Annotated in this window: 14 protein-coding genes; 9 read left to right on the top strand and 5 right to left on the bottom strand. The window is 43.5% G+C overall.

What is annotated here, in order from left to right:
- Positions 1-72: 72 nt before the first annotated feature.
- Positions 73-1,584: a threonine ammonia-lyase, biosynthetic gene (gene ilvA / locus KA717_18455; protein UXE64283.1), complete on the bottom strand. Its 1,512-nt coding sequence runs from the start codon at positions 1,582-1,584 to the stop codon at positions 73-75.
- A 178-nt stretch (positions 1,585-1,762) separates the two neighbouring features.
- Here ilvA and egtC point away from each other — a divergent pair, with 178 nt between their 5' ends.
- Positions 1,763-2,515 (top strand): ergothioneine biosynthesis protein EgtC, encoded by a 753-nt coding sequence (gene egtC / locus KA717_18460; GenBank protein UXE64284.1) that lies wholly within the window; start codon positions 1,763-1,765, stop codon positions 2,513-2,515.
- Between the two features lie 137 nt (positions 2,516-2,652).
- On the opposite strand, the gene KA717_18465 is transcribed toward egtC, so the two are convergent.
- Positions 2,653-3,012, bottom strand: a complete 360-nt coding sequence (locus tag KA717_18465; GenBank protein ID UXE64285.1) for a hypothetical protein — start codon at positions 3,010-3,012, stop codon at positions 2,653-2,655.
- 124 nt (positions 3,013-3,136) lie between these two features.
- Between KA717_18465 and KA717_18470 the strand changes: the two genes are divergently transcribed.
- Positions 3,137-4,417, top strand: coding sequence for an ISKra4 family transposase (locus KA717_18470; GenBank protein UXE64708.1), 1,281 nt, complete (start codon positions 3,137-3,139; stop codon positions 4,415-4,417).
- Positions 4,418-4,436: 19 nt separating this feature from the next.
- Here the strand turns inward: KA717_18470 and KA717_18475 are convergent, their stop codons facing one another.
- Together KA717_18475 and KA717_18480 are read right to left on the bottom strand one after the other, a co-directional pair.
- Positions 4,437-4,850: an FkbM family methyltransferase gene (locus KA717_18475; GenBank protein ID UXE64286.1), complete on the bottom strand. Its 414-nt coding sequence runs from the start codon at positions 4,848-4,850 to the stop codon at positions 4,437-4,439.
- 82 nt (positions 4,851-4,932) lie between these two features.
- The gene (locus KA717_18480; GenBank protein ID UXE64287.1) at positions 4,933-6,570 is read right to left on the bottom strand and encodes a Ppx/GppA family phosphatase; all 1,638 of its coding nucleotides are present in this window, start codon (positions 6,568-6,570) and stop codon (positions 4,933-4,935) included.
- 348 nt (positions 6,571-6,918) lie between these two features.
- On the opposite strand from KA717_18480, the gene KA717_18485 reads away from it, so the two are divergent.
- The 7 genes from KA717_18485 to KA717_18515 all read left to right on the top strand — a co-directional run bounded on the left by KA717_18485 (position 6,919) and on the right by KA717_18515 (position 12,752).
- Positions 6,919-7,110 (top strand): hypothetical protein, encoded by a 192-nt coding sequence (locus KA717_18485; protein UXE64288.1) that lies wholly within the window; start codon positions 6,919-6,921, stop codon positions 7,108-7,110.
- Between the two features lie 260 nt (positions 7,111-7,370).
- Positions 7,371-8,981: a methionine--tRNA ligase gene (gene metG / locus KA717_18490; protein ID UXE64289.1), complete on the top strand. Its 1,611-nt coding sequence runs from the start codon at positions 7,371-7,373 to the stop codon at positions 8,979-8,981.
- Between the two features lie 116 nt (positions 8,982-9,097).
- Entirely contained in the window at positions 9,098-9,703 is a 606-nt protein-coding gene (locus tag KA717_18495) for an NYN domain-containing protein (protein UXE64290.1), read from the top strand.
- A gap of 60 nt (positions 9,704-9,763) precedes the next feature.
- Positions 9,764-10,927, top strand: coding sequence for an LPS export ABC transporter periplasmic protein LptC (lptC, locus tag KA717_18500; protein ID UXE64291.1), 1,164 nt, complete (start codon positions 9,764-9,766; stop codon positions 10,925-10,927).
- 18 nt (positions 10,928-10,945) lie between these two features.
- Positions 10,946-11,626 carry a response regulator transcription factor gene (locus tag KA717_18505; protein ID UXE64292.1) on the top strand — a complete coding sequence of 227 codons (681 nt, stop codon included), beginning with the start codon at positions 10,946-10,948 and terminating at the stop codon, positions 11,624-11,626.
- Between the two features lie 89 nt (positions 11,627-11,715).
- Positions 11,716-12,225 (top strand): DUF192 domain-containing protein, encoded by a 510-nt coding sequence (locus KA717_18510; protein ID UXE64293.1) that lies wholly within the window; start codon positions 11,716-11,718, stop codon positions 12,223-12,225.
- Positions 12,226-12,530: 305 nt separating this feature from the next.
- Positions 12,531-12,752, top strand: coding sequence for a DUF2949 domain-containing protein (locus KA717_18515; protein UXE64294.1), 222 nt, complete (start codon positions 12,531-12,533; stop codon positions 12,750-12,752).
- A gap of 232 nt (positions 12,753-12,984) precedes the next feature.
- Here KA717_18515 and KA717_18520 read toward each other — a convergent pair whose 3' ends face one another.
- On the bottom strand, positions 12,985-14,130 hold the full coding sequence (locus tag KA717_18520) for an alanine--glyoxylate aminotransferase family protein (GenBank protein UXE64295.1): 1,146 nt from the start codon (positions 14,128-14,130) through the stop codon (positions 12,985-12,987).
- Between the last annotated feature and the right edge of the window lie 174 nt (positions 14,131-14,304).

The following is a 14,304-nucleotide window of genomic DNA, read 5'->3' on the forward strand; positions in this document are numbered from 1 at the left end:
ATATTCAATAAAAATATCCAATTTTTTTTGTAATTGGGATGAAAATTTAGGTAAAACTAACCCAGAACTAAACTAGCCCAGAAATAATTTATAAGCTGGATTTTGACTTTCATCCCAGTAAGGATAGCCTAACCCCTCTAAAAAGTCTTGCCATTGTCCTCGTTCATCAGGGGGAACCTGCATTCCCACCACAATTCGACCTGAATCGGCTCCGTGATTGCGATAATGAAACAGGCTAATATTCCAGTTGGGACTCATACTTTTCAAAAACTTCATTAGTGCCCCTGGTCGTTCAGGAAATTCAAAACGGTAGAGTAATTCATGATCCGCTAAAGGAGATCGCCCCCCCACCATGTGACGTAGGTGAAGTTTGGTTAATTCATCATCGGTTAAATCAAGAGTATTAAACCCATTTTTAACAAAAGTTTCCACCATGCGTGTAGCATCACTGCGATTCTGAATCTGTACTCCCACAAAAATATGGGCAATTTGGGAATCAGCAATACGATAACTAAATTCTGTCAAGTTATTTTTGCCTAAACATTCACAAAATTTGCGTAAACTCCCCTGGGCTTCGGGAATCGTGACTGCAAAAATGGCTTCTCGTCGTTCTCCATATTCCGCCCGTTCCACCACAAAACGCAGACGGTCAAAGTTCATGTTGGCCCCACAAGCCACCGCAATTAAGGTCTTGTCGGTAATTTGTTCCCGTTCTACATAAGCTTTCATGCCAGCGATCGCCAAGGCTCCGGCGGGTTCCAAAATAGAGCGAGTATCCTCAAAAACATCCTTAATGGCTGCACAAATATCATCCGTATCCGCCAAAATGACTTCATCCACATATTGCTGACAAAGGGGAAAAGTCTGATCCCCCACTTCTCGTACGGCTACCCCATCCGCAAACAGCCCTACCTGCTCTAACTTGACCCGATGACCAGCCTTCAGGGACAAATACATGGCATTGGCATCCACTGGTTCTACCCCAATAATCTTAACTTCGGGATATAGCCGCTTCACATAGGCAGCAATACCGGCAATTAAGCCTCCACCCCCGATCGCCACAAAAATAGCGTGAATAGGTTGCTGATACTGGCGCAAAATTTCCATGCCAATGGTTCCCTGACCGGCAATCACATCGGGATCATTAAAGGGGTGAATAAAGGTTAAACCCTTTTCCTGCTCCAATTGGCGGGCATAGAGATAGGCATCATCATAGGTATCTCCGTGCAACACCACCACACCGCCCCTGGCTTTAACCGCCTCAATCTTCACCTGGGGAGTGGTCGTCGGCATCACAATAATTGCTTGAGTTCCCAATCGAGAGGCTCCCAAGGCCACACCCTGGGCATGGTTGCCGGCTGAAGCTGCAATGACCCCTTGTTTGAGTAACTCCTGGGACAAATGGGCCATTTTATTGTAGGCTCCTCGCAGTTTGAAGGAAAAGACCGATTGCAGATCTTCCCGTTTGAGGTAAACCCGATTATCAAGGCGAGTGGATAGATTAGGTGCGTAATCTAGAGGCGTTTCGATCGCCACATCATAGACACGAGCTTTGAGGATACGTTCAAGGTAATGGTCGGGCATGGTTGGAAGGGAGATGGGGAGATGGGGAGACGGGGAGATGGGGGAGACGGGGAAGATTGGTTTCTTAATTAATCTTACTTTTGCGGATGTCGATAATGAACGGATTCCAGGACAAAGGATATGTCACAGTGAAGATGCCATCTGTTTCTATTCTCAAAAAGCGTAATCGCGATCGCCTATGTGCCGTTTGCTAGGGTATTTGGGAAAACCCATTCAACTTGATCGACTTCTCTATCAGCCAGAACACTCCCTGGTTGTACAAAGTTATCAGCCGAAGGAAATGACGGCGGGTTTATTAAATGCTGATGGTTTTGGTCTGGGCTGGTATGGACAAGATCAGCAATCCTATCTCTATAAGAATATTTTGCCCATTTGGAATGATATTAATTTGCCCCATCTCAGTCGCTACATTGAGTCGGGTTGCTGGCTGAGTTATGTCCGTAGTGCGACACCACCGTTGGCGGTAGATTTAAGCAATTGTCAGCCCTTTAGTCAACAAAATTTGTTATTTATTCATAATGGTTTTATTAATCATTTCCGAACGACTTTATATCGTCCCATTCGAGAGCTATTAAGTGATCAATGTTATCAGTTTATTCATGGAACAACGGATTCAGAACATATTTTTGCGTTGATAATCAATGAATTACAAAAATCGCCCCATCTTTCCCTGTTTAAGGCAGTCGAAAAGGCGATCGCTATTTTAACGGACTTAGCCAAGCAGAAACATACCTATTTTTCCGCCAATCTGATCATTAGTGATGGTCAGCAGATCGTCGCCTGTCGTTATGCCAATCGTCAACCAGTCCCAAGCCTTTATTGGTTAAAAAATGATATGGGTTATCCAAACGGAATTATTATTGCTTCTGAACCACTTTTTGAGGGAAATTGGCAAGCTTTTGAAGCGAATAAGATTCTTCAGTTTAATTAAACCATGTCCATTTTAGGAACTGTAGTTTTTTAGATACATTTCAGGGACAAGTCCCCCTTTTTAAGGGGGATTTAGGGGGATCAAACGCTATTGTGCAAGAAATCTAGTGAGTCTAAGCAAATTTAAGGTGTTTGAGATTAAGCAGGCTTAGAAACTAGTTTATTAACCAACCATTCCACCATATTGACGCGCTGATAGGGACGACAGATTGAGGCGATCGCGTCTTGATCTAACTCCACATTTAAGGTACTAATGATATTGCCATAGACAGCATTGCTAGAAAATAACGAATCAGTAGTAATATCAAGGCATTGAAGATCAAAAAACTGCTCTTGACTCTGGGGATCAAAATCAATCATTAAACTAGAACCATAACCACAGTCTTTTAAGATGGCAAGACAATGTAGGGTTTTTGCTAAGAAATCCTTTGACCAACCCTTCTGACCTTGATTTTTATTGACTCCTCCTCCATATTCAAACATAATTACTTGAGGCAAAAGTTTAGGGTTAAGTTGCGGTAATTGCTTAATGACATTATATTCCCAACGGGTGTGACCTTTAGTTGATGAAGGAAAAGAAAAGTGTTAACATGGGATGAAAAGTGACAAAGAGGAAACAATGATGACAGCAAAACTAATTAATGTAGAGGGTTCAAAGATAAAAATAGAACTAACATTAGAACTCAGTCGTTCAATGTTGGATACAGAAATAAATATTCAAAAAGGCTTAAACGAAGTAGGTTGCATCGCCAGCAAAGAAGCCTTGAAATATTTAGATACAGATGGTTCACCCTTAAAAATCGGTGAAGAAATCTGGAAGAGTAAGGGAGAGCAACCGAAAGAATATCAAACACCTTATGGTGAGGTTATAGTGAATCGTCATGTATATCAGCGTTCAGTAGGAGGAAAAACGTATTGCCCCTTAGAAAGAGAAGCAAGGATAATCATAACATCAACGCCATTATTGGCAAAACAGGTATCCTCAAAAATGTCAGGGATGGCAGGCAAAGAGGTGAAAAATGATTTATTAGAAAATCATGGTAGAAAAGTAGCGCTATCCTATATCCAAAGATTGAGTGAAGCAGTAGGAAGTGTGGTACAGGCAAAAGAAGAAGCGTGGAGTTATGCCCCGCCCAAGGAGGATAGCCAAATTGCAACAGTGGGAATAGGATTAGATGGAACCTGTATGCTGATGTGTGAGGATGGCTACCGTGAAGCAATGGTGGGAACCGTTTCCCTATACGATAGTGAGGGAGAACGTCAACATACAATCTATCTAGGTGCGGCACCAGAGTATGGAAAAAAGAGTTTTCTAGAAAGATTAGAAAGAGAAATTGAGCGAGCGAAAAACCGTTATCCAGAGGCAACATTGGTCGGGATAGCAGACGGGGCAGAATCAAATTGGAAGTTTTTAGAAAAGCAAACGGAAGAACAGATATTAGATTTCTATCATGCCTCTGGTTACTTAGGTGCCTTGGCAGAAGCGTTGCATCCTAATACAGTGTCAAAACAAAAAGAATGGTTGACTGAAAATTGTCGAGAACTCAAGCATGAAAAAGGAAAAGCAGGAGAACTGCTAAATCTGATGAAAGAAGTCAAAGAAGAAAAAAGTCATTCTAAGAATCTTACCGAGAAACTACAAGCGGCGATTACTTATTACGAGAATCATCAGCATCAAATGGATTATGCTGAATACATAGAGAAAAAGTATCCGATTGGTTCAGGTGTTACGGAAGCAGCTTGTAAGACGTTGGTCAAACAACGATTATGTTGTTCAGGGATGCGATGGAAGGAAAAAGGAGCAGGAATTATTTTGAGCCTACGAGCTTTGGTATTGACCAAGGAACGATGGAGTCAATTTTGGGCAAAACTTGATCAATATGGGTTCCCTGTAGAACCCTGATTACAACAGCTTTTATCAACTAAAGGTCGCACCCTTCCCAACCTTCAATATCTAATTTTAAAATGGTAATTTTCTGAGCCTTAATATTCTCAATAAAAGTGGGTAACGACAGGACAGAGACAGGTTTAAAATTGCGAGAAGAGCCAAACCAATCAGCCGCAAGGGAATTAAAATTATGGTTAAATAAGCCAGCAAAACTGCCGAGATAGAGAGATTGAATTCCGTCTTGATCCGATAAACAACTTTCAATTAAGGTAATGCCATATTGCTGGCTCAGTTTACGAAGTTTATTTACGGGCAACGGCTCAACTGCAATGGTTGGAAACCCTAACTTAGCAAAGATTTCACAGTAAAAGGCAAAAGTGCCAACCCCCACATCAATACAAAGACCCGTTCGATCTGAATCAATTTCAGGCAAAAGATAAGCTAACAAAGACTGACAACAAACTTCAACACGCATAGAATTAAGCTGAATGGGTAATTTTAGGAAAAATAGTGTTAAATTGTTCTAGGTTTTAGGAGACTGCGAGGGTGGCAACTACCTTAACACAAAATTCTTCTTCAAAAACCACTTTTTTATAATCTAAATTCCACAATTCTAAGGCGCAATCATCTTCAGCCTGGGTCGGAAAAAGGTGTAAGTGCAGCTTACGATATTCAGGATCATATTTACAATCCAGGTGTTGAATGGCTCCTGCTTGACGACGATCTAGGGCAACCGCTATTCTGAGGATAGCACTGATTTGACGAACCATTAAACGGTGTATTTCTGATAATTTCATATAGGATTCGTGACGTTTTTTGGGTTTACTGCGGCGATGGTAGCGGGCAATATTAGCCATTAATTCTAATTCAATCTCGGTAAAACCCAGGAATTCAGCATTACGAATGAGGTAATAGGAATGTTTATGGTGGGCAGAGTGACTGATATAAACGCCACAATTATGTAAAACCGCCGCCGCCCAGAGCCATTCCCGTTCTGTCGCTCCCCATTGATGCAAAACTCCCTGTAGCTGGTCAAAAATAGAGAGGGAAAACTGGGCTACTCGTTCTCCATAGACCAAATCGACACGATATTTATGGGCAATTTTCATGACGCTACGTTGACGAATTTCTCCCTGAAAACGCAGGCGATCGCCGATTAATCCATGCGTTAACATCCAATCGACAATGACCCCTTCCCGCAAAGCACGTTCGCAGATGGTAATGGTATCTAGATTGAGCATGGTCATGGCTTCGAGCAGAATCACCGCACCCGCGAGGATAATTTCGGCTCGCTTATCGGACAGTCCAGGGATGGCAAAACGCTGCTCGTAATTGAGAGTCATCAAACGTTTCACCCAGTCCCGTAGATCCTTGCGAGTTAACTGATAGCCCTGGAGAGGATTGGGGATTTCCCGTTGTTGATTCAGGGCGTTAATAATTCCTAGGGTTTCGATTGTGCCGGAAGTTCCCACTAGTCGCACGGTTTCCCCTGCTTGCAGAGAATGCCGCAGTTCATCAATGGGCCGTTCCAGCATCCCCCGGATATAGGCCCGTAAACTGACAAATTCTGTCACACTAATCGGATCGGTCTGAATAAAATCACGGGTGAGACGAACCGCCCCCACTTTAGTGCTACTCAAAAAACGAGGTTCCTGACTATCGGCCAAAATGATTTCGGTAGAACCTCCACCAATGTCAATGATGATATGGGGAAGATTCTGGAAGTCCATTCCTGATAGAACACCTAAGTAGATTCTTCTGGCTTCTTCCTGACCTGAAATTAAATCAACCTGTAAACCGACTTCCGTTTCTATGCGAGCTAGGAATTGGTTGCCGTTCGTGGCTTCCCTGGTGGCACTGGTGGCAACCGCAATAATGTGATCCACTCCCATACTCAGGGCCAGATCATGACAGCGTTTTAAGGCGGCGATCGCCCGTTCCATGGCCGATGAGGACAATTCTCCCGTTTTAGTGTCCCTTTCTCCCAGTCGTACCGTATCCTTTTCCCTGGCTACAATGGTAAACGTGGCTAACATCGGGTCAATACGAACAATGACCATATGAACAGAATTAGTGCCAATATCAATGGCCGCTAACATGCAAGGGTCAATGAGCCGATTGCTGCCTAGATTAGAGATGGCTGCGATCGAAGTACTAGAATCCAGCATGGTCGGCCTCCAAAGTGTCACCTTCATGAGTTTCCCCTAATTTCTGGCTAAAACGAGAAACTCCTTAAAAGAATTTAACCTAAGTGCAGTCATTGCCATTAGGGTTCGAGGTGGAAGTCGTGTTCTAATGTAGTGGCTCAAGCGTTTTGTCTGTGATAGCTGCAATACTTTCTTGGTGTTAGGGTTGAGCCGTTTGATCCTCTAACCGCCGCTATCTCCTCCTAATTTTTCAAGTTTGGTATTGCTGTTCGCCGTCGAAGTGTTACACAAAATTTGTAAAAAATTGTTACAATAGGTGCATTCTCTCTGGCCCTATTGCTTTTCATCCAATATTTAATCTTTGATGGTATGGCTAAAATTTCCCCTATTCTGCAAGTTGGCCTGAGTTGCGCTACTTTTCCCTTGTTGTTAGCTCTAGGAGCTTTACCTTGCTTAACAAAGACGTTGGTAGAACTAGGAGAGATGAGTGAAGAGGTTTTTCGTGGCGATCGCCTACCCGTGTTATCTTTCCCAGAGGCTCAAGAAGGGGAAGAAGCCTAGAGCCAGAACCAAGGTCTAGGCAAAATCGCTTTATTTCGATGGTAACTATTATTTTTATTCCGTACATTTACCCTTTTTAAACGCTTCGTTTATTCGCTATAGTCTTTGACTGTTAAGAAGATCTTAAGGTTTCTCTGTGATCGCCCACTCGCAATTAGGCTAATAACGATATAGCTTAAATCTTTGTTAGATGCGTTGAAAACCTATCGGGTTATAACGTAGCCCTTAGCATCTTCAATGATCATTTTATTTTTTAGTATATGGATCCTGTTTTAAACCCTAAGAAAAAATTTGTTTTAACAACCCCACTTTATTACGTTAATGATGTACCTCACCTGGGGAGTGCCTATACAACCATGGTGGCGGATACGGTGGCCCGTTTTAAGCGGCTCCAGGGTTATTCTGTTTTACTGATTACCGGCACTGATGAACATGGTCAAAAAATTCAACGAACGGCGGAAGCGAAAGGACTAAACCCCCAAACTCACTGTGATGCGATCGCGGCTAGTTTTGAGCAACTTTGGCAAAAACTTAATATTCAATATGATCGCTTTAGTCGTACTACCAATCCACGTCATGCGGAAATCGTTAAAGCCTTCTATAATAGAGTCTGGGAGCAAGGTGATATCTATGGAGCCCAACAGCAAGGTTGGTACTGTGTCGCCTGTGAGGAATTTAAGGAACAACGAGAGTTACTGGCGGATGGTTGCTGTCCTTTGCACCCTAATCTTCGGGCCGAATGGCGGGACGAGGAAAATTATTTTTTTCGGTTATCTCGTTACCAAACCCAGTTAGAAGAACTATACGCCACACACCCCGATTTTATCCAGCCGGAAAGTCGGCGTAATGAAGTTCTCAACTTTGTCACCCAAGGGTTACAGGATTTCTCGATTTCTCGCGTCAATGTGGATTGGGGCTTTCCCGTTCCCAGTGATCCAAATCACACCATTTACGTTTGGTTTGATGCACTCTTAGGGTATGTAACCGCTTTATTAGAGGCGGATCAAGAACCTACCCTTGAAAATGCCCTAGCCCAATGGTGGCCCATTAACCTACATTTAATTGGCAAGGATATTCTGCGCTTCCATGCGGTTTACTGGCCAGCCATGCTGTTGTCGGCTGGTTTGACCCTACCGAAGCAGGTGTTTGGTCATGGTTTTCTTACCAAAGATGGTCATAAGATGAGTAAAAGCTTGGGCAATACTCTTGATCCAGTTGAGTTGGTTGATCGCTACGGCTCCGATGCTGTTCGTTACTATTTTCTCAAGGAAATTGAGTTGGGACGAGATGGGGATTTTAGCGAAACCCGTTTTATCAATATTCTCAACGCAGATTTGGCTAACGATCTCGGCAATTTGCTCAATCGTACTCTAGGAATGGTCAAAAAATACTGTCAGGGTCAAGGGCCTCAGTTAACGGCTCAGGATCTGCCGGCCGGTAATGCTCTCTTCGTCTTAGGCAAAACCCTAGGCGATCGCGTCATTGAAGCTTACGATACTTTGGCTTTTACCCAGGCCTGTGAAGAAATTTTTACCTTAGTACGGGCTAGTAATAAGTATATTGATGAAACTGCGCCTTGGAGTCTTTTTAAACAAGGATTGCAACGGGAAGTCGAAATCGTTTTATACAGCGTTTTAGAATCTATTCGGTTAGCGGCCTACTTACTCTCTCCCATCATCCCTGATCTCAGTACGGCTATTTATCAACAACTTGGGTTTACCTTAGATTTTAACCAATGGTCAGAACTGTTACCCCAAGCTAATTTTGAGATTCATTGTCAATGGGGAGCTTTTCTACTTCCGAAAACCCCTAATCAAGCTAAACCCATTTTTGTTCGCTTAGAATTGCCAACGACTCAAACTCCCACTTAGGAGGGATACATAGAACGGCAATTGTTAGTATAATCTCAATCTTTGAGATAATTTTAGAACTTACGATTTTCTTTTAAAAACGCTTTACTTAATTTTTAACAATGAGGCTTACTAAAATGTTTGAAGATTTTGATAATGATCCGCTATTTACCCCTGATCAATTACTTGAAAATCGTGGTCGGGTTGCTATTTTCATTGATGGTTCTAACCTTTTTTATGCAGCCTTACAATTGGGCATTGAGATTGATTATACCAAGCTGCTTCATCGTTTAACCTCTGGCTCTCGGCTATTACGCGCCTTTTTCTATACCGGCGTTGACCGGACAAATGAAAAGCAACAGGGATTTTTACTCTGGATGCGTCGGAATGGCTATCGCGTGATCGCCAAGGATTTAGTGCAATTACCAGATGGTTCTAAAAAAGCCAATCTAGATGTGGAAATTGCTGTGGATTTAATGGCTTTGGTCGGTTTCTTTGATACGGCGGTTATTGTTAGTGGCGATGGTGATCTGGCCTATGCGGCGGATGCAGTCAGTTACCGAGGAGCCAGGATTGAAGTGGTGAGTCTGCGCTCCATGACCAGCGACAGTTTAATTAATGTTTCCGATCGCTATATTGATCTCGACCAAATTAAAGAGGATATTCAAAAAAATCCAAAGTCTAGTCTGACCTATGGTGGCTTTGCAACAATGGGGATTTTAGATGCCGATAAATCCCGCTAGATTCGATCCTAGACGAGAAATAAGCTAGGATACTAACGCCCCTTTTCCGCGATCGCTCCCTTGTTAAGCTTCTTCCGTCCTCTTGTTTCTCGCTATTGTCCTCAATGGGGATTAGGGTTAGCATTGCTGTTGCTCGGTCTAACGGCTTGTCAACCCCCTGATCCTTCCGTCAAAGTGACTCCTAGTAGTACTCCAACAGTGGAGAGCCATTTAACCCTAAATAAGGCTACCTTGGAACAGAGTAACAATAAGGGACAAACCCTCTGGAAAATCCAGGTGCAGGAAGCTATCTATACACCGGATCGAAAAAATGCCAAACTCTCTCAGCTTAAAGGCGACCTTTATAACAACGGCAAAATTGTTCTCAAAGTGGTAGCAGATCGGGGAGAAATTCAACAAGATGGGGAGTTAGTGATCTTGCAAGATAATATTCTGGCCATTGATCCCCGTAATAAAGTGGTGATTCGCAGTCCAGAAGTGGAATGGCGACCGAAGGAATCGATCATGGTCATTCGTAAGGGTCTCAAGGGCAACCATCCTGAGTTGGAAGTCACGAGCCAAGAGGGCAGCTATGATACCCAACAACAACAACTGACGCTGATGGGGAAAATTGTCGGACTGGCGGAGAAAAAACAACTGACTCTCAAAACGGAAGCATTGCGTTGGTTAGTGCCTCAACACAAAATTATCAGCGATCGCCGCATGGAAATCTCGCGTTTTAAGGGCAAAGAAATTACGGATCAGGTGACAACCTTGAAAGCCGAAATTCAACTGGATCGAAAAATCGTCTTGATTCAAGACAATCTAGAATTTAAGTCCCTCAAGCCGCCTCTGCAATTAGCCGGAAAAGTACTGGAATGGCATTATCAAGACCGAATTGTCACCTCTAGTCAACCCCTGCAAATTTTAGACTATCAGAATAAAATTACGGTGACAGGAAATCAAGGTAAAGTCGATCTCAATCAAAATATGGCCTGGCTCACAGGGGGAACCCAAAGCCAAAGTGAACAAAATCAATCGCAACTGTTTGCCGATCAACTCACCTGGAATATGCAAGCTCAAACCATTGAAGGTCTGGGAAATATTATTTATCAGCAAAATAAAGGCGTAAAATTTAATCTCACTGGGGATAAAGCGATCGGTTCTTTGCAAAACAATAGTGTGATTGTTACTAGTAACCAGCCAGAACGGGTCGTCACTGAAATTTACCCCTCCCCTAAATAGCCAAGGATACTCTTGATCATGCTTTCTCCCCCCTATATTTTTCTGATTCATCCCGATGAGTCTTTCGCCCAAAAAGCCCAGGCGGATCTACAGGATGGTGGTTATAAACCGCTCATTTTGATGAAGATTGCCCAGGTCTGGCAAGAATTAGAACGCTTTAGCCCCGCCATGATCATTCTAGATCGGGTACAGGCGGGGGAGGCCGGCCTTAACCTCTGTCGTCAACTACGGCAACAGGGTTATCAGGGAATTTTGTTAATGCTGGTGGAGCAAGAAACGGTGGAAGAACGGGTTATCTGTTTAGAAGCAGGGGCAAACGATTATTTACTGAAACCTTACCGTTCCGAATCCTTTTTGCAACGAGTTCGCTTTTACCTACAACCGAGTGAACCTCCTTCCGAGCAATTACAATTTACCAATCTTGTTCTCGATCTAGCCGCCCGTCGTCTCTTTCTCTCTGGGAAAGGGATTGATTTAACCATGAAAGAATTTGAATTGCTCAAATACCTGATGGCTCATTCTGGCGAAGTATTGACGAGGGAGCAAATTTTAGATAATGTTTGGGGCTACGATTTCCAAGGAGAGTCTAACATCATCGAAGTCTATATTCGTTATCTGCGCCTCAAAATTGAAGCAGAGGGACAAAAACGTTTGATTCATACGGTTCGGGGAGTCGGCTATGTACTGAGGGATGGATGAAGTTTTCGTTACATTCAAACCGATACTGGATTAGGATTAAAATTCGCTCTTTTTTTGATTCACCTTTATTATTTAGAAACTTTAAAGCCTTGAAACGTCATTTCACGATCCTTTTTTTAGGTCTATTTTTATGGGGCTGTAGCCCTCTTAGCTCTCGATTTTCTGTTCCTCCCCAGGTAATTGCCTCAGAACCATTACCCCAATCCGAGGGACAACAATTGCCGATCGCTGCGACTATGACCATTGGCGATCGCGTTATTGAATTGGAAGTAGCTCAAAGCGAGGAACAGCAGGCTATGGGCTTAATGTATCGGACTCAATTGGCCCCCAATCGCGGTATGTTATTTCCTTTTTCACCGCCCCGTGTGGCCCGTTTTTGGATGAAAAATACGCTGATCCCCTTAGATATGATTTTTCTCTATCAAGGCCAGATCCAGGCAATTCTTCCCAATGTTCCGCCTTGTCATCGTGATCCCTGTCCTGTTTATGGCCCCTTCAAAGAAATTGATCAAGTCATTGAGTTGGCCGAGGGACAAGCAAAAGTGCTCAATTTAACCGTTGGCGATCGCCTAACCATCCAATCCGTAAATTTGCCCTAAAATTTGGGTGTAAAGATTTACAAACTTAAGAATTTCTTCTGAATCTTAATAGACAAAGTTGCGTATAGTATATCGGAAGATAGATCCATATTTCCCTGCTATTGAGATGGGCTAACCAATATTGTTTTCGGGTATTCGGCCTTGCATCGGACATCAACCGAGTTGTCGTCACCCCTAAACCCATATAATGTCGCCACTATAACTGTAGATTTTTTCAGGTGTGAGGAAAAGGAAATCGGGTTTCTCTTTAGACAGTTCCATGACTGGCTAGTGTTTTCCTTTAATTTAAATAATGTTAATTCAAAATGAAGTTTACCAAATCCAACGGCATACTCCCTGTGGCTAATCCTAGATATCCGCTCCTCAATTTTCTGCAAGAAGAATTGGCTTTGTCGCCAGATTCTTTAGCGGTTGCTGAACGCTCTGTGGAAGAACATCATGGTTCTTTACCGATGGTTCTTTGGCAGTATGGGTTAATCAGTCTAGAGGATTTAGATCGAATCTATGATTGGTTAGAGCAGTTTTAGCTGTGCTAGATGAGTCGCAGATTGACAGTACAATGATTGACGCGAAAAAACGGGGCAAAGCTGGGCTTATTTCCTGCTAGAGAAAATCGGCCTGCTTAACTCCCGAAAAGACTGATTAAATTGAGCATTTTCCATTGAATGGGGTTTTAAGGACATTTCGGAGAAAGAACCCTTCGCCCCTTAGATCCGCCCATTCTGTAGAACTTGCTGATACAGATTTAGTCAAAAATGACTAGGGTTTTAAAACCTTTTGCAAGACACCTAACAGTAACAGGACTTTTTCGGGATGGCTGTTATAGCCCATTAGTCCAATCCGCCAAACCTTACCAGCTAATTCGCCCAGACCTAAACCAATTTCCAGATTGTATTCGGTGCGTAATTTGGTGGCGATCGCCTTGGCATCTATACCATCGGGAACCTTGACTGTGGTTAAGGTGGGTAAACGAAAAGCTTTCTCCACATGGCAGCTTAAGCCTAACGCTTCTAATCCGTCCCAAAGTAATTCCGCATTTTCTTGATGACGTTGCCAGCTATTTTCGATCCCTTCTGCGGCTAGGATATACAGTGCTTCCCGCAAAGCATAGTTCATATTAATGGGGGCCGTGTGGTGATAGGTGCGATCGCTGCCCCAATAATGACTGAGGAGAGACATATCCAGATACCAGTTCGGGATAATGGTACTGCGATTCTGCATTTTTTCCACGGCCCGGGGACTCATAGTAAAGGGAGCAATACCCGGAGGACAACCCAAGCCTTTTTGACTGCAACTATAGGCCAGATCAATTCCCCACTGATCTAGAAACAGAGGAACAGCCCCTAAACTGGTGACGGTATCGACTAAGAGCAAACAATTATGCTCACGACACAGTTCTCCTAGCCCTTCTAGCGGTTGCCGTACACCAGTCGAGGTTTCTGCCTGCACGATCGCTAAAATAGCCGGTTTATGGGTTTGAACTGCCGTGGTTAATTCTTCTAGGTTAAAAACTTCACCCCAGGGCTTAGTGATTTTGCGAACATCGGCCCCGTAGCGTCCGGCCATATCCACTAAACGATTACCAAAATAACCCTTCACTGCCACTAAAACCACGTCCCCAGGCTCGACAGTATTGGCCAGGGTTGCTTCCATCGCTGCACTACCTGTCCCACTAACGGGAATAGTCATCTGGTTTTCCGTTTGCCAAGTGTACCGTAGTAGGGTTTGGGTTTCGTTCATTAAGGTCAAAAAGTCGGGATCAAGGTGTCCCAAGGGGGGCAAACTCATAGCCGCCAAGACCCTGGGATCGGCATTGGAGGGGCCCGGCCCAAACAGCCAACGGCCGGAGATTTCTACTTTTTGTGCAGGGAAGCGATCGCGTTCATTAATGGTGAAGGTGGTCATGGTTTCAATTTGGCAATGATGGGAAAATTAAGTCAGCTAACGCCAACAAAGCGGGCCAGATTAGGCTATGAAAGTAGTTTAGGATAGAACCTATTCCCCTATCGGTGGTTCTCCTCTCTATTGATGAAAATGCACACAATTCTTAACAAGGAACAACGATCTGGGACAGCAGGG

Source organism: Woronichinia naegeliana WA131 (assembly GCA_025370055.1).
Classification (GTDB): domain Bacteria; phylum Cyanobacteriota; class Cyanobacteriia; order Cyanobacteriales; family Microcystaceae; genus Woronichinia; species Woronichinia naegeliana.

Coding starts and splice junctions, on each gene's coding strand:
- ilvA (UXE64283.1), bottom strand. CDS start 1,584: ATGCCCGACCATTACCTTGAACGTATCCTCAAAGCTCGTGTCTATGAT.
- egtC (UXE64284.1), top strand. CDS start 1,763: ATGTGCCGTTTGCTAGGGTATTTGGGAAAACCCATTCAACTTGATCGA.
- KA717_18470 (UXE64708.1), top strand. CDS start 3,137: ATGACAGCAAAACTAATTAATGTAGAGGGTTCAAAGATAAAAATAGAA.
- KA717_18480 (UXE64287.1), bottom strand. CDS start 6,570: ATGCTGGATTCTAGTACTTCGATCGCAGCCATCTCTAATCTAGGCAGC.
- KA717_18485 (UXE64288.1), top strand. CDS start 6,919: ATGGCTAAAATTTCCCCTATTCTGCAAGTTGGCCTGAGTTGCGCTACT.
- metG (UXE64289.1), top strand. CDS start 7,371: ATGGATCCTGTTTTAAACCCTAAGAAAAAATTTGTTTTAACAACCCCA.
- KA717_18495 (UXE64290.1), top strand. CDS start 9,098: ATGTTTGAAGATTTTGATAATGATCCGCTATTTACCCCTGATCAATTA.
- KA717_18505 (UXE64292.1), top strand. CDS start 10,946: ATGCTTTCTCCCCCCTATATTTTTCTGATTCATCCCGATGAGTCTTTC.
- KA717_18515 (UXE64294.1), top strand. CDS start 12,531: ATGAAGTTTACCAAATCCAACGGCATACTCCCTGTGGCTAATCCTAGA.
- KA717_18520 (UXE64295.1), bottom strand. CDS start 14,130: ATGACCACCTTCACCATTAATGAACGCGATCGCTTCCCTGCACAAAAA.